Raw genomic sequence first — 24,288 nt, 5'->3', positions numbered from 1 at the left:
CCGTGTCCGGAGTCGCACCTGCCCCCGAGGGCATCACCAACCCGCCGATCGACGAGCTGCTCGAGCGCACCAGCAGCAAGTACGGTCTGGTGATCTTCGCCGCCAAGCGTGCGCGGCAGATCAACGCCTACTACAGCCAGCTCTCCGAGGGCCTCCTGGAGTACGTCGGCCCGCTGGTCGACACCGCGCCGCAGGAGAAGCCGCTGTCGATCGCCCTCCGCGAGATCAACGAGGGTCTGCTGACCCACACCGCCGGCGAGAACTGACGGAGCACCCCCTCGCCCCCCACCGCTCGCAGGCTCGCGGCGGGGCCCTGCGAGGGGGCCGTTCCAGGCCCCTGCGAGTGACGCCCCCGGTACTCGGTGCCGGGGGTGTCGTCGTCTCTGCGGGAGGATGGGGCGCATGAGCCGGATCGTGCTGGGCGTCGCCGGGGGCGTGGCCGCGTACAAGGCCGCGCTGCTGCTGCGTGCGCTGACCGAGGCCGGGCACGACGTCCGCGTCGTGCCCACCCCCGGGGCGCTGCACTTCGTCGGCGCGGCCACCTTCGAGGCGCTGTCGGGCCACCCGGTGACCACCGACGTGTGGTCCGACGTGCCCGAGGTCGCCCACGTCCGGATCGGGCAGACCGCCGACCTCGTCGTCGTCGCGCCGGCCACCGCCGACCTGCTCGCCCGCGCCGCCGCCGGCCGGGCCGACGACCTGCTCACCGCCACGCTGCTCACCGCGCACTGCCCGGTGGTGTTCGTGCCGGCCATGCACACCGAGATGTGGCTGCACCCGGCCACCCAGGACAACGTGGCCACGCTGCGCCGCCGCGGCGCGGTCGTGCTGCCCCCGGCCGTGGGCCGGCTCACCGGTCCCGACTCCGGCCCCGGCCGGCTGCCCGAGCCCGCCGACGTCGCCGCGCTCGCCCACGTCGCGCTCACCGCCGGCGCCGGCGCGCTGCGCGCCGACCTCACCGGCCGCCGCGTGGTGGTCAGCGCCGGCGGCACCCGCGAGCCGCTGGACCCGGTGCGCTACCTGGGCAACCGATCCTCGGGCCGGCAGGGGTGGGCGCTGGCCCGCGTCGCCGCCGCCCGCGGCGCCGAGGTCACCCTGGTCGCGGCCAACGTCGACCTGCCCGCGCCGTTCGGTGTCCGCGTCGTCCCGGTCGGGACGGCGGAGGAGCTGCGCACCGCGGTGCTGGCCGAGGCGCCGGAGGCCGACGTCGTGGTCATGACCGCCGCGGTGGCCGACTTCCGGCCGGCGACGGTCGCGGCCACCAAGCTGAAGAAGGACAGCGCGAGCGAGCCCGACAGCGTGCCGCTGGTGCGCAACCCCGACGTCCTCGCCGAGCTGGTCACCAAGCGCACCCCCGGGCAGCTGGTGGTCGGGTTCGCCGCCGAGACCGGCGACGAGACCGGCGACGTGCTGGCCCACGCCCGCGCCAAGCTCGCCCGCAAGGGCTGCGACCTGCTGGTCGTCAACGACGTCTCCGGCGGCGGGGTGTTCGGCCGGCCGGACAACGCCGCCGTCGTCCTGGCCGCCGACGGCAGCGCCACCGACGTGCCCCACGGCACCAAGGACGCCGTCGCGGCGGCGGTCTGGCAGGCCGTGCTGCCCCGGCTGGCCCGACCGCCGGCCACCCCGCCCGGGGCGCGCCGGTAACGTGCTCCCCCGGCGCGGACCGCCCCGCGCCCCACCTCGTGACCGCGAGCCCGTCACCGAAGCAGGGAGAACCGAGTGCCACGCCGCCTCTTCACGTCCGAGTCGGTGACCGAGGGCCACCCGGACAAGATCGCCGACCAGATCAGCGACGCGATCCTCGACGAGATGCTCACCCAGGACCCGCACAGCCGGGTCGCGGTGGAGACCCTGATCACCACCGGGCAGGTGCACATCGCCGGCGAGGTCACCACCGCCGGCTACGTCGACATCGCCGACGTCGTCCGCCGGACCGTGCTGCGGATCGGCTACGACTCCTCCCGCAAGGGCTTCGACGGCTCCTCCTGCGGCGTGAGCGTCTCCATCGGCGCCCAGTCGCCCGACATCGCCCAGGGCGTCGACACCGCCTACGAGGCGCGCACCTCCGGCGCGGCCGACGACGAGATCGAGCGGCAGGGCGCCGGCGACCAGGGCCTGATGTTCGGCTACGCCACCGACGAGACCCCCGAGCTGATGCCGCTGCCGATCGCGCTGGCGCACCGGCTCGCGCGCCGGCTGTCGGCGGTCCGCAAGGACGGCTCGGTGCCCTACCTGCGCCCCGACGGCAAGACCCAGGTCACCGTCGTCTACGAGGACGACCGGCCGGTCGGCGTCGACACCGTCGTCGTCTCGTCCCAGCACGCCGAGGACATCTCCATCGAGCAGCTGCTCACCCCCGACGTGCAGGAGCTCGTCGTCGAGCCGGAGCTGACCGCGCTGGGCCTGCCCACCGAGGGCTACCGGCTGCTGGTCAACCCGACCGGCAAGTTCGTCATCGGCGGCCCGATGGGCGACGCCGGCCTCACCGGCCGCAAGATCATCGTCGACACCTACGGCGGCATGGCCCGCCACGGCGGCGGCGCCTTCTCCGGCAAGGACCCCTCGAAGGTCGACCGGTCGGGTGCCTACGCGATGCGCTGGGTGGCCAAGAACGTCGTCGCCGCGGGCCTGGCGCGCCGCTGCGAGGTGCAGGTGGCCTACGCGATCGGCGCCGCGCACCCGGTCGGGCTGTTCGTCGACACCCACGGCACCGGCACCGTGCCCGACGACGTCCTGGAGAAGGCGGTCACCACGGTGTTCGACCTGCGGCCGGGCGCGATCGTGCGCGACCTGGACCTGCTGCGGCCGATCTACGGGCCCACCGCCGCCTACGGCCACTTCGGCCGCACCGACGTCGAGCTGCCGTGGGAGCGCACCGACCGCGTGGAGGCCCTGCGCTCCGCCGCGGGCTGAGCGCACGGCACCGTCGTACCCGGCGGGGACACTGCTGCGCGACGACCCCGCCGGAACGGAGGACCCCCTGACCTCGGCTCCCGCGCAGGACGCGCCGGCCGGCCCGGGCACCCGCACGCCGCGGGTGGCGCGGGTCGTCGTCGACGTGCCGTTGGCGCACCTGGACCGGGCCTTCGACTACGCCGTCCCCGACGAGCTGGCCGGCGAGGTGCGGGCCGGGTGCAGGGTGCGGGTGCGGTTCGCCGGACAGCTGGTCGACGGGTTCGTCCTGGAGCTCACCGACGTCAGCGAGTCCGGCCGGGCGCTCGCGCCGCTGGCCAAGCTGGTCTCGTCCGAGCCGGTGCTCACCCCGGAGGTCGCCGCGCTGGCCCGCTCCGTCGCCGAGCGCTGGGGCGGCACGCTGCCCGACGTGCTGAGGCTGGCCGTCCCGCCCCGCCGGGCCGCCGCCGAGAAGCGCCCGCCGGCCGAGCCGCCCGCGCCCCCGGCGCCCCCGGACCCGGCCGGCTTCGCGCGCTACCCGACCGGGCCGGCGCTGCTGGCCGCCGTCGCCGAGGGCCGCCCGGCCCGCGCGGTGTGGACCTCGCTGCCGGGGGAGGACTGGCCCGCCCGGCTGGCCGAGCTGTGCCAGGCGGCGCTGTCGGGCGGGCGCGGGGCGCTGGTGGTGGTCCCCGACGGCCGCGACCTCGACCGGCTGGAGGCCGCGGCCGCGGCGCGGCTGCCGGCGGGGTCGTTCGTCGTGCTCCGCGCCGACGCCGCCCCCGACGCCCGCTACCGCCGGTTCCTCGACGCCGCCCGCGGCAGCGCGAGGGTCGTCCTCGGCACCCGGGCGTCGGTGTTCGCGCCGGTCGCCGACCTCGGCCTGGTGGTGGTCTGGGACGACGGCGACGACCTGCACGCCGAGCCCCGGGCGCCCTACGCGCACGCCCGCGACGTGCTGCTGCACCGCGCCCACCTGGCCTCGTGCGCCGCGGTGGTCGCGGCCACCGCGCGGACGGCGGAGGCGGCGCTGCTGGTGGAGAGCGGCTGGGCGCACGAGCTCGTCGCCGACCGCGCCACGCTGCGCGCGGCCGGCCCGCGCGTGCAGGCCCTCGGCGAGGACTCCGAGCTCGCCCGCGACCCCGCGGCGCGCACCGCCCGGCTGCCCAGCCTCGCCCACCGGGTGGCCCGCGCGGCGCTGGCCGAGGGCGCCCCGGTGCTGGTCCAGGTGCCGCGCGCCGGGTACGCGCCGGGGCTGTCCTGCGACCGCTGCCGCGCACCGGCCCGGTGCGCCGTCTGCTCCGGACCGCTGGGCATCGCACCCACCCCGGGCCCGGGCGGCTCCCGGGTGCCGGCCTGCCGCTGGTGCGCCCGCCCGGCGGCCACCTTCGACTGCCCGCACTGCCACGGCAGCAAGCTGCGCGCCTCCGTCGTCGGCGCCGCCCGGACCGCCGAGGAGCTCGGCCGCGCGTTCCCCGGCGCGCCCGTGCGGGTGTCGGGGCGCTCGTCGGGGGTGGTGCCGTCGGTGCCGTCCGGTCCGGCCCTGGTCGTGGCCACGCCGGGCGCCGAGCCGGTGGCCGAGGGTGGCTACGGCGCCGCGCTGCTGCTCGACTCGTGGGCGCTGCTCGGGCGCGCGGACCTGCGGGCGGGGGAGGAGACGCTGCGCCGCTGGATGAACGCCGCCACGCTGGTGCGCCCGCACGGCTCGGTCGTCGTCGCCGCCGACGCCGCGCACCCCGTCGTCCAGGCGCTGGTGCGCTGGGACCCGGGCTGGCTCGCCGCGCGCGAGCTCGCCGACCGCCGCGCCCTCGGCTTCCCCCCGGCCACCCGGATGGCCGCCGTCTCGGGGTCGCCGGCGGCCCTGGCGGAGTTCCTCGACGCCGCCCGGCTGCCCGACGGCGCCGACCTGCTCGGGCCGGTCCCGGAGCCACCGCGGCCGGGGCAGGAGGGCGAGCGGGCGCGGTACCTGGTGCGGGTGCCGCGGGGGGAGGGTGCCGCGCTGGCCGCCGCGCTGGCCGCGGTGCAGGGGGTGCGCAGTGCCCGCAAGGCGCGCGAGCACGTGCGCGTGCAGCTCGACCCGCTCGAGCTCGTCTGACGGCGGACGCACGATCAGGTGACCTGATCGTGCGGTGTCCTGGCTCACCGCCGGAGCTGAGCCAGGACGCGGTGCGCTGAGCTCACCTGATCGTCGCGCGCCGGGCGGTCCGAGCGACCGCCCGGGCACTTCCGCGGAAGTGCGCGGAGGGCGCCACCTACGCTGGACCGGTGAGCGTCACCCCCATCCGGCTGCTCGGCGACCCGGTCCTGCACCGGCCCGCGGCGCCCGTCGTCGACTTCGACGCCGAGCTGCGGCGGCTGGTCACCGACCTGACCGAGACCATGCACGCCGCCGGGGGAGCGGGCCTGGCCGCGCCGCAGATCGGCGTCGGCCTGCGGGTGTTCACCTGGTACGTCGACGGCGAGGTCGGCCACCTGGTCAACCCCTCGCTCGACCTGGTCGGCGACGAGACGGAGGAGGCGCCCGAGGGCTGCCTGTCCATCCCCGGGTACCGCTTCGACTGCCGCCGCCACCTGCACGTGGTCGCCACCGGCTGGAACCAGCACGGCGACCCGGTCCGCGTCGAGGGCTCGGACCTGCTCGCCCGCGCGGTGCAGCACGAGGTCGACCACCTCGACGGCGTCGTGTTCGTCGACCGGCTCGACCCCGGGGCCCGCGCCGTCGCCCTCGCCGCGCTGGCCGAGGCCGAGTGGAGGGACATGGCCGCCTGGGTCCCGCGGGTGGAGGTGAGCCCCCACTGAGGCTGCTCTTCGCCGGGACGCCCGAGGCGGCCGTCCCCTCCCTCGACGCGCTGCTCGCCTCCGGCCACGAGGTCGCCGCCGTCCTCACCCGGCCCGACGCCCGCTCGGGCCGCGGCCGGACGCTGAGCCGCTCCCCGGTCGCCGCGCGCGCCGACGCCGCCGGCGTGCCGGTGCTGCAGCCCCGCTCGCCGCGCGAGCCGGAGTTCCTCGCGCAGCTGGCCGACCTCGCCGTCGACTGCGCGCCGGTGGTCGCCTACGGCGCGCTGGTGCCGCCGGCCGCCCTCGACCTGCCCCGGCACGGGTGGGTCAACCTGCACTTCTCGCTGCTGCCGGCCTGGCGGGGCGCCGCGCCCGTGCAGCACGCGGTCATGGCCGGGGACGAGGTCACCGGCGCCTGCACCTTCCGCCTCGAGCAGGGCCTCGACACCGGGCCGGTGTTCGGCGTGGTCACCGAGCCGATCGGCCCGCGCGACACCGCCGGTGACCTGCTCGGCCGGCTCGCCGTCAGCGGCGCCCGGCTGCTGGTGGCCACCCTCGACGGCATCGAGGCCGGCACCCTGCAGCCGCGCCCGCAGCCGGCCGACGGCGTCAGCCTGGCCCCGCGGATCGAGACCGCCGACGCCGAGGTCGACTGGGGCCTGCCGGCGCACGTCGTCGACCGGCGGGTGCGCGGGGTGACCCCGGCGCCGGGCGCCTGGACCACCTGGCGCGGCGACCGGCTCCGGCTCGGTCCGGTGGAGCCGCTGCCGGACGCGCCCGCACCGGCGCCGGGTGAGGTGGCGGTGGACCGGGGCGGCGTCGTCGTCGGCACCGGCCGCGGCGCCGTGCGGCTCGGCGAGGTGCAGCCGGCCGGCAAGCGGGTGCAGCCGGCCGCCGACTGGGCGCGCGGCGCCCGCCCGCGGCCGGGGGAGCGGTTCGGGACGTGAGCGGCCCGCCCCGGCGCCCGGCCGGTCCCCGCGGCGGCCGGCGCGACCGCCGCCCGCCCCGCCGGGCACCCCTCGACGGCGCCCGGCTCACCGCCTACGACGTCCTCGACGGCGTCTCCGCGCGGGAGGCCTACGCCAACCTGCTGCTGCCCCAGCTGCTGCGCGAGCGCGACCTCGAGCCCCGCGACGCCGCCTTCGCCACCCAGCTCGCCTACGGCGCGCTGCGCGCGCAGGGCACCCTCGACGCCGTCCTCGCCGGGCTGGTCGACCGCCCGCTCGACGCGCTCGACCGCCGGCTGCTCGACCTGCTGCGCCTGGGCGCCTACCAGCTGCTCGACCTGCGGGTGCCCGCGCACGCCGCCGTCGCCACCACCGTCGACCTCGTCCGCGCGATCGTCGGGTCCGGCGCGTCCGGGCTGGCCAACGCCGTCCTGCGCAAGGTGGCCGCCGGCGGCGACCGGGCCGCGTGGCTGGCGCGGCTGGACGCCGACGGCGACCGGCGCCTGGGCCTGGCCACCGACCACCCGCAGTGGATCGTGGCCGCCTGGCGCGAGGCCCTCGGCGGCAGTGACGAGGCCGGGGACGCCGAGCTCGAGGACGCCCTGCTCGCCGACGACGCCGCCCCCGAGGTGCACCTGGTCGCCCGCCACGTGGCCCGGGACGCGCTCGCGGCGGAGTCCGGGGGAACGCCGGGCCCGTGGTCGCCGTACGCGGTGCGCCTCGGCGGGGGCGACCCCGGGCGGCTGCCGTCGGTGCGCGCCGGCACGGCCGCGGTGCAGGACGAGGGCAGCCAGCTCGCCGCGCTGCTGCTCGCCCGCGCCCCGCTGGAGGGTCCCGACGCGCGCTGGCTGGACGTGTGCGCCGGCCCCGGCGGCAAGGCGGGGCTGCTGGCCGCCGTCCGCCCGGCCGGGGTGCACCTCACCGCCGCCGACCGCGCGCCGCACCGCGCCGAGCTGGTCCGCGGCGCCCTGGCCGGCGAGGACGACGTCGAGGTGCTCGTGGCCGACGGGCGGGAGCCGCCGTGGGCGCCGGGCTCCTTCGACCGGGTGCTGCTCGACGCGCCGTGCACCGGGCTGGGCGCACTGCGCCGCCGCCCGGAGGTGCGCTGGCGGCGCACGCCCGGCGACGTCGGCCCGCTGGTCGACCTGCAGACGGCGCTGCTGGACGCGGCGCTGGCCTCCGTGCGGCCCGGCGGGGTGGTCGCCTACGTGACCTGCTCGCCGCACGCCGCCGAGACCGTCGCGGTCGCCGACGCCGCGGCCGCGCGCGACGACGTCGAGGTGCTCCCGGTGGCGCCGCTGTTCCCCGGGGTGCCCGGGGTCGAGCGCGGCCGGTACGGGCAGCTGTGGCCGCACCGGCACGGCACCGACGCGATGTTCCTGGCCCTGCTCCGCCGCACCCGCTGACCGCGCCGGCGGGGGTGTCGCGCGCCGCCGTCGTCGCCTAGCGTGCCCCGCCGTGTCCGCACCCTCCAGCACCTGGCTCCCCGACGACTTCGCCCACCCCCTCCGGGCCGACCTGCCCACCGGCCAGCACCTGCGGCCGATGGGCCCGGCCGACACCGAGATCGACTTCCCGGCCGTCATGGGCTCGCGCGAGCGGCTGTGGGGGATCTACGGCGAGGCGTGGGGCTGGCCGCCGGCGCACATGACCCCCGAGCAGGACCGCGAGGACCTGGCCCACCACGAGCGCGAGATCGAGGCGCACGAGAGCTTCCTCTACGGCCTGTTCGAGGAGGACGAGGCCGAGCTGCTCGGCTGCCTGTACATCGACCCGCCGACCAAGGCCGGCGACGCCGACGCCGAGGTCTCCTGGTGGGTCGTCGACCGGCTGGTCGGCAGCGAGGTCGAGGCGGCGCTGGACGCGTTCGTGCCGCGCTGGCTGGCCGCCGACTGGCCGCTGCGGGCACCCCGGTACGTCGGCCGGGACCTCACCTGGGCGGAGTGGGTGGCGCTGCCCGACCGGGACCGGGCCCCCGCCTGAGTGCGGAACGGCCCCCCGGCGTGCGCCGGGGGGCCGTCCGTCCTGCTGCGGGTCAGTTCACCCGCACCTGCATGAACCCGTCGTGCGCGCTGGTGCTCACCACGGTGATCCGGGTGCCGGTCCTCGGCACGTCCACGCCGCTCCAGCCGTTGGCGTCGGGCTGCTCACCCGGGGCCACGTACCAGTCCTGCGTGTCGTCGAAGGTCGGCACGGCGGGCAGCCCGCCGTAGCTGCCGGCCACCCCGGAGTCCGGGTCGTGCAGCGTGATCCGGTCGGTCGCCTGCCGCCCGAAGGTGGCGTCGTGCGACTGGATCCGCGGCCGCCAGCTCTCACCGGCGGCGGCGTCGGCCTCGTCGTCGGTCGGCTCGTACAGCAGCCCCGGGTGGGCGTCCACCGGCAGGATCAGCCCGGCACCCGGGTGGGCGCCGACGTTGTTGTCCGCGTACTGGGTGTTCCAGTAGCTGATCAGCAGGCCGTCCTGGTACGGCAGCCGCTCGGCCCAGTCCGGGTGCTCCGGGTCGCCGAAGTTGTACGGCCCGGTGCGCAGGCCGGCGTCGTAGCCGGTGTAGGCCCGGTTCTCGGCGATGTAGGCGTTGAAGAACGACTGCGTCGCCGTGCCGGTGGAGACGGTGAACCCGTCGAGGGCCCAGTCGGTCACCGCGGTGCCGTCGACCGCGACCGCGTCCACCTGCAGGCCCGGCTCGGTGGCCGCGCCGTCGGTCCAGTAGCGGAAGCCCACCTGGGCACCGGCCGGGACGCCGGCCAGCGAGGCGGACAGGTCGACCCACTGGCCGCCGGTGCTGCCGGTGATGCCCTGACCGGCGTTCTGGCCGTTGGGGTCGGTGGTCGTCGACCGGTTCGTCGGCAGCGAGGTGAACGTCTTCCCGCCGTCGGTGGTGTAGACGGCGTAGGCGTAGTCCCAGTCCTGCTCGATCTGGTACTCCACCTTCGCGGTGAGCGTCGCGGCACCGGCGGGCAGCGCGGTCAGCATCGTGTTGTCGAGGTCGTCACCGGCGCCCGAGTACCAGAAGTCCGGGCCCTCGAACGGCGTGCCGATGGTCGTGGTGACCTCGCGGTCGGGCAGCACGACGACCAGCGCCTGCGCCTGCTTGGTGGTCGCCGTGGCCGGGCCGAGCTTCACGTTGGCCGTGGTCCCCGACCGCACCACCTGGGGGTCCAGCCAGCCCAGCTGGATCTTCTCCCACGCGCCCATGTGGGTGGGCCGGGTGCCGATGCCGTCGGCGGGCTCGCCGCTGTTGCCGTAGGAGCCCGAGGACATCAGCGTCCAGAACGCGGTGCTGTTCTCCGCGCCGCCGCTGTTGCCGGAGGTGTCGTAGAGGTCGGGCAGGCCGAGGTCGTGGCCGAACTCGTGGGCGAAGACGCCGACGCCGCCGTTCTCCGGCTCGATCGTGTAGTCCCCGATCCAGAACCGCGACCCGCCGACCCGGGTGCCGCCGAGCGGGTTCACCTCGCCGTCGACGGTCGGGCCGCCGGCCCCGACGCGGGTGGTCTGGTTGTACCAGCGGTGGCTCCAGATGGCGTCGGCACCGAGGGCGCCGCCGCCGACCTCCTCGCCCATGCCCGCGTGCACGGCCTGGAAGTGGTCGATGTAGCCGTCGGGCTCGTCGAAGTCGCCGTCGGCGTCGTGGTCGTAGCGGTCCCAGACGTCGAACTGCGCGAGGTACCCGTCGATCTCCTCGGCCGTCCGGCCCGCCGCCAGCTGGTCGGCGTACCAGGTGTTCACCGACTCGTTGACGAACTCCCACGGACGCCGGCCGTCGCCGCCCTCGCCGTAGTAGGACGCCGGGTGGTCGTCGACGGTGACCCAGTCCTCGACCTCGCCGGTCACGGTGTAGCGGCCCGAGGACAGCTCCTCGTAGTAGTTCGCGACGGAGTTCACGCCGGCGGCCGACGAGTAGAGCATCTCGTCGTAGTGGGCCTGCGAGAAGTCCTGCGCCCAGATGGTGGTGTTGTCCACGCTGCGGTCCGGCTGCGGGATCGCGTTGTGCGACAGGTCGCCGAACTCGCCGAGCACGGTCCAGATCGCGTCGCTGTCCTCCTGGGCCAGCTCGACGTACTGGCCGCGCGCGACCTCGACCACCCTGTTGTCCCCGGACGGCGTGGCCTCGCCGGAGAGGACCTCCTCGAGGGCCTGCTCGCGCAGCTCGCGCTGCTTGTCGCCGAGCGGGTGGGGCAGGTCGTGCGCCCGGGCGGGGGCCGCGCCGGGGTCCTCCGGGGGTGGTGCCGCGCTCGCGGTCGCGGGCAGGGCCACGACCAGCGCGGCACCCACGACCAGGGGCAGAGCTCTCTTCGTCAAACCGTCTCCCTTGTCGGACGAGGGCCGCCGACCGCCGGTGGGGAACCACCGAGGGTCACGCTCGGGCAGCCCGGGCTGACGCTAGGTAGCGGAGGGAGACATGTCGACAGACCGTGACCAAGCCGTGACAAACGAGACGGCGCGGTCCGTTGACGGGGTCCGACCGGGCCCGGCGGGCCGGTGATCGGCCCGCACCTAGACTCGGACGGCGTGGCCCGGACCCCGATGATCGCCCCCAGCCTGCTGTCCGCGGACTTCGCCCGGCTGGCCGACGAGGTGGCCCGCGTGGCCGACGCCGACTGGCTGCACGTCGACGTCATGGACGCCCACTTCGTGCCCAACCTGACCCTGGGCGGCCCGGTGGTCGAGGCCATCGCGCGGGTCAGCCCCGTCCCGCTGGACTGCCACCTGATGATCGAGGCGCCCGAGCGCTGGGCCCCCGGCTACGCCGAGCTCGGCGCCCGCAACGTCACCGTGCACGCCGAGGCCTGCACCGGGGACCCGCGCGACGTCGCCCGCGACCTGCGTGCCGCCGGCGCCCTGGCCGGCCTGGCGATCAAGCCCGGCACCCCGCTGGAGCGCTACGAGGACGTCCTGCGCGAGTTCGACACGCTGCTGGTCATGACCGTCGAGCCCGGCTTCGGCGGGCAGGCGTTCATCGCCGAGGTGCTGCCCAAGGTCCGCCGCGCCCGCGAGCTGGTCGACACCGGCCACCTCACGCTGCTGGTCGAGGTCGACGGCGGCGTCAACGCCGACACCATCGAGCAGGCCGCCGAGGCGGGCGCCGACGTCTTCGTCGCGGGCTCGGCCGTCTACGGCGCCGACGACCCCGCCCGCGCCATCGCCGGGCTCCGGGCGCAGGCGGCCGCGGCCGTCGCCGGGTGAGCGTGACCCCGGCCGAGTCGGCCGCCATGAGCCGGGCGCGCGAGCTCGGCGCGTCCGTCCTCGGCACCACCAGCCCCAACCCCGCCGTCGGCGCCGTCGTCCTCGACGCGGCCGGCGCGGTGGTGGGGGAGGGCGCCACCTCCCCGCCCGGCGGGCCGCACGCCGAGGTGCGCGCGCTGGCGCAGGCCGGCGAGCGGGCCCGCGGCGGCACCGCCGTCGTCACCCTCGAGCCGTGCGCGCACACCGGCCGCACCGGCCCCTGCGCCGACGCGCTGCTGGCCGCCGGTGTGGCCCGCGTCGTCGTCGCGGTGCCCGAGCCCACGCAGCTCGCGGTCGGCGGCGCGCAGCGGCTGCTCGCCGGCGGGGTCGACGTCGAGCTCGGCGTCGAGCGGCAGGCCGCGGAGGAGGGCGCGCTGGCCGCGTGGCTGACCGGCGTCCGCGAGGGCCGGCCGTTCGTCGTCTGGAAGGCCGGCGCCACCCTCGACGGCCGGGTCGCCGCCGCCGACGGCACCAGCCGCTGGATCACCGGGCCGGTCGCCCGCGCCGCGGTGCACGCGCTGCGCGCCACCTGCGACGCCGTCGTCGTCGGGTCGGGCACCGCCCTGGCCGACGACCCGCAGCTCACCGTCCGCGACGCCGAGGGCCGCGACCTGCCCCGGCAGCCGCTGCGCGTGGTGCACGACCGGCGCGGCCGGCTGCCGGCGACCGCCCGGGTCCTCGACGGCGCCGCGCCGACCCTGGTCAGCCGCGCCGCCGGGCCGGCCGAGCTGCTCGCCGAGCTGTTCGACCGCGACGTCCGGCGGGTGCTGCTCGAGGGCGGCCCCACGCTGGCCGCCGCGTTCCTGCGCGCCGGGCTGGTCGACGAGGCCGTCGTCCACCTCGCGCCCAAGCTGCTCGGCGCCGGTCCCTCGCTGGTGGGGGACCTGGGAATCACGACGGTCGGCGCGGCGCTGGACCTGCGCGTGCGGGACGTCACCGTCCTGGGCGAGGACGTGCAGGTGCGCCTGCGGCCCACCCGGCACACTGGTGTCGGGCGTCAGGCGGACGGAGAGGACTGAGGTGTTCACAGGCATCGTCGAGGAGGTCGGCACCCTCGTCGTGCGCGAGGACCTCGGCGGACCCCGGGGCGACGCCGCGGTGCTGCGCATCCGCGCCCGCCGCGTGCTCGAGGACGTCTCCCTCGGCGACTCCATCGCGGTCAACGGCGTCTGCCTCACCGTCACCGGCGTCGAGCCCGACGGCGACGGCGCCGCCGTGTGGTCCACCGACGTCATGGCCGAGACGCTGCGGCGCAGCAGCCTCGGCGGGCTGGCCGGCGGCGACCCGGTCAACCTCGAGCGGGCGGTCAGCGCCACCACCCGCCTGGGCGGGCACATCGTCCAGGGCCACGTCGACGGCGTCGGCACGGTGCTCTCGCGCACGCCCGGGGAGCACTGGGACGTCGTGCGCGTGGCCGTGCCGCGGCAGCTGGCCCGCTACGTCGTGGAGAAGGGCTCGATCACCGTCGACGGCGTCTCGCTCACGGTCAGCGCGCTCAGCGCCGCCGACGACCCCGAGCCGTGGTTCGAGGTGAGCCTCATCCCCGCCACCCTGCGCGAGACCACGCTGGGCGGCCGCGCCCCGGGGGACCCGGTCAACCTGGAGGTCGACGTGATCGCCAAGTACGTGGAACGCCTGCTGGGAGCACGCCGATGACCGGAACGGTCCGCCTGGACACCGTCGAGAGCGCGATCGCCGCGGTCAAGGACGGCCGCCCCGTCGTCGTCATCGACGACGAGGACCGCGAGAACGAGGGCGACCTCATCTTCGCCTCCGAGCTCGCCACCCCCGAGCTCGTGGCGTTCATGGTCCGCTACACCTCGGGCTACATCTGCGTCTCGGTGACCGAGGCCGACGCCGACCGGCTCGACCTCCCGCCGATGTTCCGGGTCAACCAGGACCGCCGCGGCACCGCCTACACCGTCACCGTCGACGCCCGCGAGGGCGTGACCACCGGCATCTCCGCCGCCGACCGCGCGCACACCATCCGGCTGCTCGCCGACGCCCAGACCTCCTCGGCCGACCTCGCCCGGCCCGGGCACATCGTGCCGCTGCGCGCGAAGGACGGCGGCGTGCTGCGCCGGCCCGGGCACACCGAGGCCGCCGTCGACCTCGCCGTGCTCGCCGGGCTGCGGCCCTCGGGCACGCTGTGCGAGCTGGTCAGCGAGAAGGACCCGACCGGCATGGCCCGCGCCGAGGAGCTGCGGGTCTTCGCCGACGAGCACGACCTGTGCCTGATCTCCATCGCCGACCTCATCGCCTACCGCAAGCGCTTCGACAAGCTCGTCGAGCGGGTCGCCGAGGCCACCGTGCCGCTGGCGCCGGGCACCTTCACCGCCGTCGGCTACCGCAGCTCCTACGACGACCGCGAGCACGTCGCCTTCGTCTACGGCGACGTCGGCGACGGCGAGGACGTGCTGGTGCGGGTGCACTCCGAGTGCCTCACCGGCGACGTCTTCGGCTCGCTGCGCTGCGACTGCGGCCCCCAGTTGCAGGCGGCGCTGGCCGCCGTCGCCCAGGAGGGCCGCGGGGTCGTGCTCTACATCCGCGGGCACGAGGGCCGGGGCATCGGCCTGCTGCACAAGCTGCAGGCCTACCAGCTGCAGGACGCCGGCGTGGACACCGTCGACGCCAACCTCGACCTGGGGCTGCCCGCCGACGCCCGCGACTACGGCACCGGCGCGCAGATCCTCGTCGACCTCGGCGTGCACACCATGCGGCTGCTGACCAACAACCCGGCCAAGCGCGCCGGCCTCGAGGGCTACGGCCTGAAGATCACCGGCCGGGTGCCGCTGCCCAGCCACGTGACCGCGGAGAACCTGTCCTACCTGCGCACCAAGCGCGACCGGATGGGGCACCTGCTCGACATCATCGAGCCCGAGACCGAGTCCGGCCCGGCCGACGTCCCGGTCGCCAGCCCGGCCCCGGGCCCGGTCGCGAGCCCGGCCACCGTCCCGGGCACCGACGTGCCGCTGGGGCAGCAGGAGCAGCGGCTGTGAGCGGTCAGGGCCGGCCCGAGGCGGGAGCGGTCGACGCCGCCGGGCTCTCCCTCGGCATCGTCGCCACCACCTGGCACGCCGAGATCACCGACAGCCTGCTCGCCCGCGCCGTCGCGGCCGCCCGCGCCAGCGGGGTCCCCGAGCCGACCGTCGTCCGCGCGCCCGGTGCCGTGGAGCTGCCCGTCGTCGCCCAGGCACTCGCCGAGCGGCATGACGCCGTCGTCGCCCTCGGGGTCGTCATCCGCGGCGGCACGCCGCACTTCGAGTACGTCTGCGACGCGGTCACCGCGGGCCTGACCCGGGTGGCGCTCGACGCCGGCCGGCCGGTCGGCAACGGCGTGCTGACCTGCGACACCGAGCAGCAGGCCCGCGACCGTGCCGGGCTGCCCGGCTCGGCCGAGGACAAGGGCTGGGAGGCCGCGGTCGCCGCGCTGGCCACCGCGCTCACCCTCCGCGACCTGCGCGGGCCGCGGCACACCACCGGCTTCCAGGTCACCCCGGCCGCCGGGCAGGGGCGGGCGTGAAGACGTTCGACGCGCTGTTCGACGAGCTGTCGGCGAAGGTCGCCGCTGGCGACCCCGCCTCGGGCACCGTCACCGCCGTCCGCGACGGCGTGCACGCCGCCGGGAAGAAGGTGGTCGAGGAGGCCGCGGAGTCCTGGATGGCCGCCGAGCACGAGGGCCCCGAGCGGACGGCGGAGGAGATCAGCCAGCTGCTCTACCGGGTGCAGGTCCTCATGCTCGCCTGCGGGCTGACCCTCGACGACGTCTACACCCACCTGTAACCGCACCCCCGAACCTCCCAGGAGTCCCGTCGTGCTGCGTGTCGCCGTGCCCAACAAGGGCGTCCTCAGCGAGCCCGCGGCCGCGATGCTCGCCGAGAGCGGCTACCGCCAGCGGCGCAGCACCAAGGACCTCGCCGTCTACGACCCCGACAGCGACACCGAGTTCTTCTACCTGCGCCCGCGCGACATCGCCGTCTACGTCGCATCCGGCACCCTCGACGTCGGCATCACCGGCCGCGACATGCTGCTGGAGACCACCCCGGCCGACGGCGAGGGCCCGGCCGCCGTCGAGGTGATGCCGCTGGGGTTCGGCCGGTCCTCCTTCCGGTTCGCCAGCCCCGTCGAGTCCGGCATCGACTCCGTCGAGCAGCTCGCCGGCCGGCGCATCGCCACCGCCTACCCGGTGCTGCTGCAGCACCACCTGCAGGAGCAGGGCATCAAGGCCGGCGTGGTCCGGCTCGACGGCGCGGTGGAGACCGCCTGCCGGCTCGGGGTGGCCGACGCGGTCTGCGACGTCGTCGAGACCGGGACGACGCTGCGCGCCGCGGGCCTGCGGATCATCGGCGAGCCGCTGCTGACCAGCGAGGCGGTGCTCGTCGGCCGCGAGGGCGCCGAGGAGGTCCCCGCCGTCGCCCAGCTGCGCCGCCGGCTGCGCGGGGTGCTGGTCGCCCGGCAGTACGTGATGCTCGACTACGACTGCCCCAACGAGCTGCTCGAGCGCGCCACCGCGCTCACCCCGGGCCTCGAGGGGCCGACGGTCAGCCCGCTGCAGACCCCGGACTGGTCGGCGGTGCGGGCGATGGTGCGGCAGAGCGACACCAACCGGGTCATGGACGAGCTCTGGGAGCTGGGCGCGCGCGCCATCCTGGTCACCAGCATCCACGCCTGCCGCTTGTGAGGTGCCGCCGCGCACCCCTGGTCCTGGCGGCCGCGCTGCTCGCGGCCGGCTGCGCCGACCGGGGGAGCGGGCCCACCGGACCGGGCGCGGCGACCCGGCCGCCGGCCGACGAGCTGCTCGTCGAGGTCGACCCGGGCGACGGGGCGTCCGCCGCGCGGTACACGCTCACCTGCGGGGACGCCCCCGGCGGGGACCACCCCGACCCGGCGGCGGCCTGCGCGCACCTGGCCGGCCTCGAGGACCCGTTCGCGCCGCTGCCCGACGACGTCGCCTGCACCGAGGTCCACGGCGGGCCGCAGACCGCCCGCGTCACCGGCACCTGGGGCGGCGCCCCGGTCGACCTCGACCTGTCGCGGACCGACGGCTGCCGGATCGCGCAGTGGGACGCCCTGGGCCCGCTGCTGCCCGGTCCGGTCGGCGCCGGCGACCCGCTGCCGGACTGAGCGCGCCCCGGCCGCGATGAGTTCCGGCCGGGCGGTGGGTCCCTCCTGGTGACCCTCGCCGGACGCCGTCCGGCACGAGACCCCCGGAGGGCACCGTGACGACCACCCCGGACCACCCGACCACCGACCTGCCCGGCCGCCCGCCCGTCGTCGACCGGGCCACCTGGCAGGCCGCCCGCGACGAGCTGCTGGTCCGCGAGAAGGCCCACACCCGCGAGGGCGACGCGATCGCCGCGGCCCGCCGCCGGCTGCCGATGGTCGAGGTCGAGGCGACCGTCGAGGTCACCGGACCCGGCGGCCCGGTCCCGTTCCTCGACCTGTTCCAGGGCCGCGACGAGCTCGTCGTCTACCACTCGATGTGGTACGACGGCACGCCGCACCAGGGGCAGTGCGAGGGCTGCACCTTCAACCTCTGGCACCTCCGGGACGCCGTCTACCTCAACGCCCGCGGCGTCTCCTCCGCCGTCCTGACCTCGGGGGCGTGGGACGAGGTGGCCCCGTACGTCGAGTTCATGGGCTACACCCAGCCCTGGTACTCGGTGCGGGGCGTGGAGGAGCGGATCGCCACGGAGGAGGGGCACCTCGTCTGCTACCTGCGCGACGGCGACCGGGCCTTCCTCACCTACTCCACCACCGGCCGGGGCAACGAGCCGGCCGACGGGACCCTCGGCCTGCTCGACATGACGCCCTACGGCCGCCGCGAGGGGTGGGAGGACGTCCCCGAGGGCTGGCCCGAGCCGCCCCGGGTCGGCTCACCGGTCGGCGGGCACGGCGCGCCGATCTGCTGGTACTGGCGCTCCGACGCCGACGGGAACGCCACCTGGGGTCCCACCAGCCGCCCCGTGCCGCAGTGGACCCGACCCGGCGCGACTCCCGAGCAGACCCTCGGCCGCCACGGCGGGCACGGCTGAGGCGGCCGGTGCCCGCACGCGACGGCGGCCCCCTCCCCGGGTGGGGAGGGGGCCGCCGTCGTCGGTGCCGGTGGGGTCAGCGCACCCGCGTGGTGCGGTCGACCAGGTCGATCGCGGTGCACAGGCCCAGCGCCATGGCCCGGCCACTGGTCGAGCCGGTGGCCAGCAGGCCCTCGATCGCCGGGCCCAGCGGCCGCTCGCCGACCAGGCCCTGCAGGACCGCGGCGTACTCGCCGCTGACCCGCCCGGCCGCCGCGTGGCGCAGCAGCGCCCGCGACAGCTCGGTCGTGCGGCCGGCGGCCAGGGAGTAGACGCCGGCGGCGAACCGCTCGGCGGCCGGGTGCCCGAGCAGCACCAGGCCGGCCATGGTGCCGGCCATGACGTCGTCGCCGGCCGGGGTCAGGCCGGGGCCGAGACCCACCAGCCGGGCCGCGGTGCGCAGCGCCGCGTCGAGGTCGGCGCGGCGGACCGCGCCGCGCAGCGCGGCCAGCGGCCCGCCGGGACCGGCGGGCAGGCCGGGCAGGGTGAAGGCGCTGTGCGGCACGCCCTCGCCGTAGAGGGTGGTGCGCAGCTGGCGCACGCCCTCGGGCAGCAGGGCCGGCCGCGGGCTGGGCAGCCGGGGCCGCGGGTCCCACCACGCCGCGGCGCGCACCACCAGGTCGCCGACGACGATGCGGCCGCCGCCCACCTCGGCGGGGGCGCCGCTGGGCAGCGAGACCAGCGGGCGGCCGTTGCTCGGCCGGAACAGCACGCAGCCCAGCGGCAGCCGGGCGGCGTCGCTGGTCAGCACGCCGACGACGTCGCTGCCGCGGTCGGTGGGGACCTGCAGGTAGACCGCCGCCGGGGCGCTCATCAGCACGCGGGCCGGGCGCACCGGACCGCGCAGCAGGTCGGCCACCCCGGTGCTGGCCGAGGACGGGACGGCGGAGGCGGGGCGGGCCGGCGACGCCGTCCGCAGCGTCTCCTGGACCGATGCGCGCGGGAGCGGGATCAGGGGGACACCGGCGCGGGCCGCGCGTCCCCGTTCCGTGCCGGCGCCGCCGGTGGTGTGGTCGATGGTGCGCATCCGCTTCGTCCTTCCCCGTCGGGACAATGGGAGCGACCCTCCGCTCGAGTCCTCCCACGGAGCCGGTCCCACCGCTGGAGGCGGGAGGGCACCGGGATCGGTGACCGCCTACCATCCAGCGGACGGGTACTGGCCGGCTTCGAAGCTAAGCGGCGAGTCGCACGTCCTCGTATGGCGAATGTGGCCAAGAATGGGGGGTGCCGTCCAGGCACACCTGCCAGGTTCCAGCAACTCGAGAACACCATCGGGCCACTAGGAGGGCGAGTCGTGACGCAGGGTGAGGTCTCGATGGCCTCCGGGTCCTACCCGACCGCACCGATGTCGTTCCCGCGCGGATGGCAGTCCGCCGGGGCGGCGCGGGCGGCGACCCCGCGGCACGAGTGGCGCGACCGCGTCGGCCTGCGGCTCGACGAGGCCCTGCGGCTGCCCCGCCTCACCGGGACCGAGGTCGTCACCGGCCGCTCGGGCCTGGACCGGGTGGTGCGGCACATGGTGGTCGACGACCCCGCGGTCCCGCTGGCCACCGCCGGTCCCGACGTCGTCGTCGTCCTCGGCGCCCGGCTGCCCCCGGCCGACGCCGCCGACGCCCGGGCGCTGGTCGACCGGCTCGACCAGGCCGGCACCGCGGCGCTGGCCTACCGCCGGACCGAGGGGCCGCCGGCCGTGCCCGCCGAGGTGCTCACCGAGGCCGAGCGCCGCGGGCTGCCGGTGCTCGCGCTGCCGCCGACCGTGCGCATGGACGAGGCGGTGTCGGAGGTGCTCGGCGCGGTCGTGCGCAAGCAGGGCGAGGCGCTCACCCTCTCCGCCCGCATGCACGACCAGTTCATCGACGTCGCGCTCAGCGGCGGCGGCCTGGCCGAGGTCACCGACCGGCTGGCCACCTACCTGGAGGGCGCCGCGGTGCTGGGGCTGGGCCCCGACCGCGAGATCGTCACCAGCGCCGGGCCGCCGGAGGACGTCATCGAGATCAGCGACTGGCTGTGGCTGCTCGACGCCGAGGCCGAGGACGAGCTGGCGATGATGGCGCCGGCCAACCGCCTGTCGGGCGTGCGCGCCGACCAGACCGTCGTCACCCCCGCCGACGTGCTCGCCGACGCCGACCTGTCCCCGGCCGACGGCATCCTGCTCGTCCCGGGCCACCACGAGCTGCCCGGCGGGGTGGGGGAGTACGCCGTCGCGCCGATCATGGCCGGCGAGCAGCGGCACGGCTGGCTGGTCGCGGTGCACCGCACCGGGCAGATGGTGGTCGGCGCCGGGGGTGTCCTCGAGCGGGCCGCCGTCGTCTCGGCGCTGTCGGTCATCCGGCAGCAGGCCGTGCACTCGGTGGAGCTGCGGTTCCAGGGCGACCTGGTCCGCCGGCTGGTCGCCGGGTCGCTGCGGCACACCGAGCGCGCGCTGGCCCAGACCCGGTCCTTCGGCTGGCGCCTCGACGGCCCGGTCGTGGTGCTGGTGACGGCCACCGAGACCGCCGCCGACCCCGCCGCCGACCCCACCCGCGCCCTCGACGTCCTCGACCGGCTGGCCGACGGCTGGCGGGCCGCGCTGGAGTCGGAGGTCTCCGGGGCCGCGGTGGCGGGGCTGTCCACCGAGATCGTCACCGTGCTGCCGCTCGACGGCCGCACGCCCGAGGAGATCACCGCGCTGGTCACCGCGGTCACCAGCCGGGTCAACGCCCGGGTCCGGCGGGTGGGCCGGGTGCTGGCCACCGGCATCGGCCGCCCGGCGGGGTCGCTGTCGGCGCTGGGCGAGGCCTACCAGCAGGCGCAGCGGGCGCTCGGCGTCGGCCAGGAGATCCACGGCCCGGCCACCGTCACCCACTTCGACCAGCTCGGCGTGTTCCGGCTGCTGTCGCTCATCCCCGACAGCACCGAGCTGCGCAGCTACGTCGACGAGGTGCTCGGCTCGCTCGCCGACGCCGCCGACCCCGACTCCGCCGACCTGCGCGAGACGCTGCGGGTGCTGCTGGAGACCAACCTCAACGTCGCCGAGTCCGCCCGCCGGCTGCACTTCCACTACAACACGATGCGCTACCGCATCGGCAAGCTCGAGCGGCTGCTGGGGCCCTTCACCACCGACCCGACGCTGCGGCTGAACCTGCTGCTGGCGCTGCACGCGGCCCGGATGCGCGGCCTCGACCAGCCGCACCGGCCGCCGGTCGACGCCGGCCTGCTCCCGCCCGACGACGGCTTCGACGCCCTCGTCTAGGCGCTGTCCTGCGGATCTCGCCCGCCCCGGGCACCCGCCCGTGGCGGCGGATCCAGGGACGGGCTGCTGACGGACGACGTGCGGAGACGCGCACGTCCCGGCCTCGTGACCCGCCCCTCGGCGCACACCGTCCGGCCCCGGGTGCACGGAGTTCCGTCGACGCGCCCGATCCGGAGGTGGGGCGTCCCCGCGGGAACGCCTCCGTCCCTCGGTGCACCCGGCTCCCCGAGTGGACCCTGCGCTGCGACACTCCTGCAGATGACGACCCCGATCGGCTCCGAGGCGCAGCGCCGCAACCCGGCACTCGAGCCGCTGGCGCCGCTCCTGGGCGACTGGCGCACGACCGGGACGCACCCCCTCGTGCCGGGGACGACCTTCCACGGCCGCACGTCCTTCGCCTGGCACGAGGGCGGCGCCTTCGTGGTGGTGCGCTCGGAGATGGACGAGCCGGAGGTCCCCAGCGCCGTGGCGGTGATCGGCTCGGACGACGCCGCCGGCACCCTCACGATGATGTACGCCGACGAGCGGGGCGTCTCCCGCCGGTACACCGTCGAGGTGGGCGACGGCGAGGTGTCGTGGCACCGCGACGAGGCGGGCTTCGCCCAGCGCATGGTGCTCACCGTCTCCGGCGACGGCAGCCGACTCGACGGGAGGGGGACCATGTCGCACGACGGCGGCCCCTGGGAGGACGACCTGCAGCTGTCCTACGAGCGCATCGACCCGTAGGAGGACGCCACGCTCAGCCGGTCCGCAGGACGGGCCCTGGGCGTCGCGGTCAGCGGGCCGCCAGCCCGACCAACTCGTCGCTGACGTCCCACAGCTCGCGCGCCCGGGCGGGGTCGCGGCTCTCCGGAGAGGAGGGCGCCTCGACGCCGCGCTCGACGTAACGGCCGCTGGTCCCGTCCGGACCGGTGACCACCGCCGCGAGCTGGGCGGCGGCCTGCCCGGGCGTCTGCGCCCCCGGGAGCCGCTCGAGCAGCGGGGTCAGCGTGCGGTACACCGCCCGGGCCCAGAGCGGGTAGTCGCGGGCCAGGCCGGTGGCCGGCACCAGGCCGGGGTCGACGGCGACGGCGTCGACGTCGGGGCAGCGGCGGGCCAGCTCCCGGGTGAAGTAGACGGTGGCCAGCTTCGACGTCGCGTAGGCCACCTGACCCGACCCCGGGCGGGGGGTGGCCAGCACCCGCGGCGACTCCCAGCGCGGCCGGGGGTAGGGCCCGGACTTCCGCAGCGTGCCGAAGTGGGTGCCGCTGCTGAGCACCACGACCCGGCCGCCCGGCGCCAGGTGCGGCAGCAGCAGCCGGGTGAGCAGGTGGTTGCCGAGGTGGTTGACCGCGAAGGTGAGCTCGTACCCGTCGGCGGAGGCGGTCCCGGTGCTGCGCACCTGGACGCCGGCGTTGAGCACGAGGACGTCGAGCGGCCCCCGGTCGGTGATCTCGCCGGCGGCCGCGCGAACGGAGGCCAGCGAGGCCAGGTCCAGCTCCACCACGCCCGTCCCCGGGCCGAGGGTGGCGGCCACCTGCCGTCCCCGGGCGACGTCGCGGACGCCGAGCAGCACCCGCCAGCCCGGCGTGGCGGCGAGCAGGCCGGCGGTGACCCGGCCCAGCCCGGAGGTGGCGCCGGTGACCAGTGCGGTGCGGGTCCTGTCCACGACGGCTCCTGCGGTGGGAGAGGAGGATCCGGGACGGCGTCCCGATGTGGGACTCTGTGCCAGATCGGGACGACGTGTCAAGATGGCGGCGTGACCGAGACCGCCGCGCAGCGCCGGCGCCGCCGCACGCGGGCCGAGGTGACCCGCCGCGCCGTCGCGCTGTTCGCCGCCCAGGGCTACGGCGCCACCAGCACCGAGCAGGTCGCCGCGGCGGCCGACCTCTCGCGCAGCACCCTGTTCCGGCTCTTCGCCGACAAGGAGGACCTGCTCTTCGGGCTCGAGGACGACCTGCTCGCCGCCGCCTCGGCCGCCGTCGCCGACGTGCCGCCGGAGCTGCCGCCGTGGGCGGCGCTGCGGACGGCCGCGGTGCGGATCGCCGAGCAGGTGGCCCCGCTGCGGGACGTGCTGCTGACCCGCGAGCAGGTGGTCGCCACGGTGCCGGCGCTGGCCGCCCGGGCCGCAGCCAAGCACCGGCGGTGGGAGTCGGCGCTGGCCGACGGGCTGACCGCCCGGGGCGTCCCGGCCGGCGACGCGCTGCTGCTGGCCAAGCTGGCGCTCGGGTGCTTCGAGGTGGCGCAGGCCGACTGGCTCACCGGCGCCGCTGGCGACCTGCCCGCGCTGCTCACCGCCGCGCTCGACCGGCTCCCCGGCCTGCTCGAGCTCTGACCGGGGCGCCGACCGGGGAGCCGGCCTGCGAGCCGGCCTGCGGAGCCGGCCGTCGCGCGGCACCATCGCGGGCGTGACGGCGCCGGTGGACGAGCTCATCGACCGCATGCAGCGGCTGCTCGACGGGCTGGCCGCGGAGGGCGATCCCGCGCGGCACTTCCTCGGCACGTACCTGCGCACCACGCAGGCCGTCGGCGCGGCGATCGACGCCGGGCGGTTCGAGGACCCGGACTGGGTCACCGACTGGGACGTCGACTTCGCCGGTCTCTACCTCGACGCCCTCGAGGCGTACCGCCGCGACCCGGCGACCGCGCCGGCGCCGTGGCGGGCGGCGTTCGGGACCGGCGAGGGGACCCGGCCCGAGGGCCACGTGCTGCTGGGCATGAACGCGCACATCAACTACGACCTGCCCCGGTCGCTGATGCGGGTGATCGGCCCGGCCGACTTCGCCGACCCGCCGCTGCTGGACAGCCGCCGCCGCGACCACGAGTGCATCGACGAGGTCCTCGTCGGCCGGGTGGGCGAGGAGGACCGGGCGCTGGCGGCGGAGGGCAGCCGGCGCACCCTGCTCGACCGCGTCATGGGCGGGGCCAACCGCACCGCCGTCCGCGTGGTGCTGCGGGAGTCGCGGCGTAAGGTGTGGTCCAACACCCTGGCGCTGCACGCAGCGCGGCTGCAGGGCGCCGACGCCTACGCCCGCCGGGAGGCCCAGCTCGAGGCGGTCAGCGCCGCCCGGGTGGCCGACCTGCGTCGGTCCGGGCCGGTGCTGCTGCGGCTGGCCGTCCGCGGCTTCGGCGTCCTCCTGCCGGAGGACTGATCCCCCTATC

Annotated in this window: 24 protein-coding genes; 21 read left to right on the top strand and 3 right to left on the bottom strand. The window is 76.8% G+C overall.

The window, feature by feature from the left end:
* The first annotated feature begins 2 nt into the window (after positions 1 to 2).
* From rpoZ to ACI780_RS13665, 8 genes are all read left to right on the top strand, one after another.
* Positions 3 to 266, top strand: a complete 264-nt coding sequence (gene rpoZ, locus ACI780_RS13700; RefSeq protein WP_012949163.1) for a DNA-directed RNA polymerase subunit omega — start codon at positions 3 to 5, stop codon at positions 264 to 266.
* 136 nt (positions 267 to 402) lie between these two features.
* Positions 403 to 1,647, top strand: a complete 1,245-nt coding sequence (gene coaBC, locus ACI780_RS13695; protein WP_456872246.1) for a bifunctional phosphopantothenoylcysteine decarboxylase/phosphopantothenate--cysteine ligase CoaBC — start codon at positions 403 to 405, stop codon at positions 1,645 to 1,647.
* Between the two features lie 75 nt (positions 1,648 to 1,722).
* Positions 1,723 to 2,916: a methionine adenosyltransferase gene (gene metK, locus ACI780_RS13690; protein WP_456872247.1), complete on the top strand. Its 1,194-nt coding sequence runs from the start codon at positions 1,723 to 1,725 to the stop codon at positions 2,914 to 2,916.
* A 124-nt stretch (positions 2,917 to 3,040) separates the two neighbouring features.
* On the top strand, positions 3,041 to 4,987 hold the full coding sequence (locus tag ACI780_RS13685; RefSeq protein WP_457003502.1) for a primosomal protein N': 1,947 nt from the start codon (positions 3,041 to 3,043) through the stop codon (positions 4,985 to 4,987).
* 170 nt (positions 4,988 to 5,157) lie between these two features.
* The gene (gene def / locus ACI780_RS13680; protein ID WP_457003500.1) at positions 5,158 to 5,691 is read left to right on the top strand and encodes a peptide deformylase; all 534 of its coding nucleotides are present in this window, start codon (positions 5,158 to 5,160) and stop codon (positions 5,689 to 5,691) included.
* On the top strand, positions 5,640 to 6,617 hold the full coding sequence (fmt, locus tag ACI780_RS13675) for a methionyl-tRNA formyltransferase (RefSeq protein WP_457003498.1): 978 nt from the start codon (positions 5,640 to 5,642) through the stop codon (positions 6,615 to 6,617). Before def ends, fmt begins: the two co-directional genes overlap by 52 nt.
* Positions 6,614 to 8,023, top strand: coding sequence for an RsmB/NOP family class I SAM-dependent RNA methyltransferase (locus ACI780_RS13670; protein ID WP_457003496.1), 1,410 nt, complete (start codon positions 6,614 to 6,616; stop codon positions 8,021 to 8,023). The genes fmt and ACI780_RS13670 overlap by 4 nt, the downstream gene beginning before the upstream one ends.
* A 52-nt stretch (positions 8,024 to 8,075) precedes the next feature.
* The gene (locus ACI780_RS13665; protein WP_456872252.1) at positions 8,076 to 8,600 is read left to right on the top strand and encodes a hypothetical protein; all 525 of its coding nucleotides are present in this window, start codon (positions 8,076 to 8,078) and stop codon (positions 8,598 to 8,600) included.
* A 52-nt stretch (positions 8,601 to 8,652) separates the two neighbouring features.
* On the opposite strand, the gene ACI780_RS13660 is transcribed toward ACI780_RS13665, so the two are convergent.
* The gene (locus tag ACI780_RS13660; protein ID WP_457003494.1) at positions 8,653 to 10,917 is read right to left on the bottom strand and encodes an immune inhibitor A domain-containing protein; all 2,265 of its coding nucleotides are present in this window, start codon (positions 10,915 to 10,917) and stop codon (positions 8,653 to 8,655) included.
* Between the two features lie 210 nt (positions 10,918 to 11,127).
* Here ACI780_RS13660 and rpe point away from each other — a divergent pair, with 210 nt between their 5' ends.
* The 9 genes from rpe to ACI780_RS13615 all read left to right on the top strand — a co-directional run bounded on the left by rpe (position 11,128) and on the right by ACI780_RS13615 (position 17,876).
* Positions 11,128 to 11,802 carry a ribulose-phosphate 3-epimerase gene (gene rpe / locus ACI780_RS13655; protein ID WP_456872254.1) on the top strand — a complete coding sequence of 225 codons (675 nt, stop codon included), beginning with the start codon at positions 11,128 to 11,130 and terminating at the stop codon, positions 11,800 to 11,802.
* Positions 11,799 to 12,860: a bifunctional diaminohydroxyphosphoribosylaminopyrimidine deaminase/5-amino-6-(5-phosphoribosylamino)uracil reductase RibD gene (gene ribD / locus ACI780_RS13650; protein ID WP_457003491.1), complete on the top strand. Its 1,062-nt coding sequence runs from the start codon at positions 11,799 to 11,801 to the stop codon at positions 12,858 to 12,860. Before rpe ends, ribD begins: the two co-directional genes overlap by 4 nt.
* Position 12,861: 1 nt before the next feature.
* Positions 12,862 to 13,497: a riboflavin synthase gene (locus ACI780_RS13645; RefSeq protein ID WP_456872256.1), complete on the top strand. Its 636-nt coding sequence runs from the start codon at positions 12,862 to 12,864 to the stop codon at positions 13,495 to 13,497.
* A complete protein-coding gene (locus tag ACI780_RS13640) occupies positions 13,494 to 14,840 on the top strand; it encodes a bifunctional 3,4-dihydroxy-2-butanone-4-phosphate synthase/GTP cyclohydrolase II (RefSeq protein WP_457003489.1) in 1,347 nt (448 codons plus the stop codon). Before ACI780_RS13645 ends, ACI780_RS13640 begins: the two co-directional genes overlap by 4 nt.
* Entirely contained in the window at positions 14,837 to 15,364 is a 528-nt protein-coding gene (ribH, locus tag ACI780_RS13635) for a 6,7-dimethyl-8-ribityllumazine synthase (RefSeq protein ID WP_456872258.1), read from the top strand. Before ACI780_RS13640 ends, ribH begins: the two co-directional genes overlap by 4 nt.
* Entirely contained in the window at positions 15,361 to 15,624 is a 264-nt protein-coding gene (locus ACI780_RS13630) for a phosphoribosyl-ATP diphosphatase (RefSeq protein ID WP_457003487.1), read from the top strand. The genes ribH and ACI780_RS13630 overlap by 4 nt, the downstream gene beginning before the upstream one ends.
* Before the next feature lie 31 nt (positions 15,625 to 15,655).
* Positions 15,656 to 16,522, top strand: coding sequence for an ATP phosphoribosyltransferase (gene hisG, locus ACI780_RS13625; RefSeq protein WP_456872260.1), 867 nt, complete (start codon positions 15,656 to 15,658; stop codon positions 16,520 to 16,522).
* Entirely contained in the window at positions 16,519 to 16,965 is a 447-nt protein-coding gene (locus tag ACI780_RS13620) for an SSI family serine proteinase inhibitor (RefSeq protein ID WP_457003485.1), read from the top strand. The genes hisG and ACI780_RS13620 overlap by 4 nt, the downstream gene beginning before the upstream one ends.
* Before the next feature lie 95 nt (positions 16,966 to 17,060).
* Positions 17,061 to 17,876: a DUF899 family protein gene (locus ACI780_RS13615; protein WP_457003483.1), complete on the top strand. Its 816-nt coding sequence runs from the start codon at positions 17,061 to 17,063 to the stop codon at positions 17,874 to 17,876.
* A 76-nt stretch (positions 17,877 to 17,952) separates the two neighbouring features.
* Here ACI780_RS13615 and ACI780_RS13610 read toward each other — a convergent pair whose 3' ends face one another.
* A complete protein-coding gene (locus tag ACI780_RS13610) occupies positions 17,953 to 18,942 on the bottom strand; it encodes a DUF2877 domain-containing protein (protein ID WP_456872263.1) in 990 nt (329 codons plus the stop codon).
* A 267-nt stretch (positions 18,943 to 19,209) separates the two neighbouring features.
* On the opposite strand from ACI780_RS13610, the gene ACI780_RS13605 reads away from it, so the two are divergent.
* Both ACI780_RS13605 and ACI780_RS13600 read left to right on the top strand, forming a co-directional pair.
* On the top strand, positions 19,210 to 21,147 hold the full coding sequence (locus tag ACI780_RS13605) for a PucR family transcriptional regulator (RefSeq protein ID WP_457003481.1): 1,938 nt from the start codon (positions 19,210 to 19,212) through the stop codon (positions 21,145 to 21,147).
* A 258-nt stretch (positions 21,148 to 21,405) separates the two neighbouring features.
* Positions 21,406 to 21,873 carry a hypothetical protein gene (locus ACI780_RS13600; protein ID WP_457003479.1) on the top strand — a complete coding sequence of 156 codons (468 nt, stop codon included), beginning with the start codon at positions 21,406 to 21,408 and terminating at the stop codon, positions 21,871 to 21,873.
* Positions 21,874 to 21,922: 49 nt separating this feature from the next.
* Here ACI780_RS13600 and ACI780_RS13595 read toward each other — a convergent pair whose 3' ends face one another.
* On the bottom strand, positions 21,923 to 22,795 hold the full coding sequence (locus ACI780_RS13595; protein WP_456872266.1) for an SDR family NAD(P)-dependent oxidoreductase: 873 nt from the start codon (positions 22,793 to 22,795) through the stop codon (positions 21,923 to 21,925).
* Positions 22,796 to 22,885: 90 nt separating this feature from the next.
* On the opposite strand from ACI780_RS13595, the gene ACI780_RS13590 reads away from it, so the two are divergent.
* Entirely contained in the window at positions 22,886 to 23,461 is a 576-nt protein-coding gene (locus ACI780_RS13590; protein ID WP_456872267.1) for a TetR/AcrR family transcriptional regulator, read from the top strand.
* A gap of 73 nt (positions 23,462 to 23,534) precedes the next feature.
* Positions 23,535 to 24,278 (top strand): DUF5995 family protein, encoded by a 744-nt coding sequence (locus ACI780_RS13585; RefSeq protein WP_457003476.1) that lies wholly within the window; start codon positions 23,535 to 23,537, stop codon positions 24,276 to 24,278.
* Positions 24,279 to 24,288: the final 10 nt, after the last annotated feature.

The sequence above is a fragment of the Geodermatophilus sp. SYSU D00814 genome, from assembly GCF_054050055.1.
Note: the sequence above shows the minus strand (reverse complement) of the source record. Positions and strands in the feature narration are given on the sequence as shown.

Bases quoted from the DNA above. Each gene is read 5' to 3' on its own strand.
- ACI780_RS13640 (WP_457003489.1), top strand. From the start codon at position 13,494: ATGACCGGAACGGTCCGCCTGGACACCGTCGAGAGCGCGATCGCCGCG.
- ACI780_RS13610 (WP_456872263.1), bottom strand. From the start codon at position 18,942: ATGCGCACCATCGACCACACCACCGGCGGCGCCGGCACGGAACGGGGA.
- coaBC (WP_456872246.1), top strand. From the start codon at position 403: ATGAGCCGGATCGTGCTGGGCGTCGCCGGGGGCGTGGCCGCGTACAAG.
- ACI780_RS13600 (WP_457003479.1), top strand. From the start codon at position 21,406: ATGACGACCCCGATCGGCTCCGAGGCGCAGCGCCGCAACCCGGCACTC.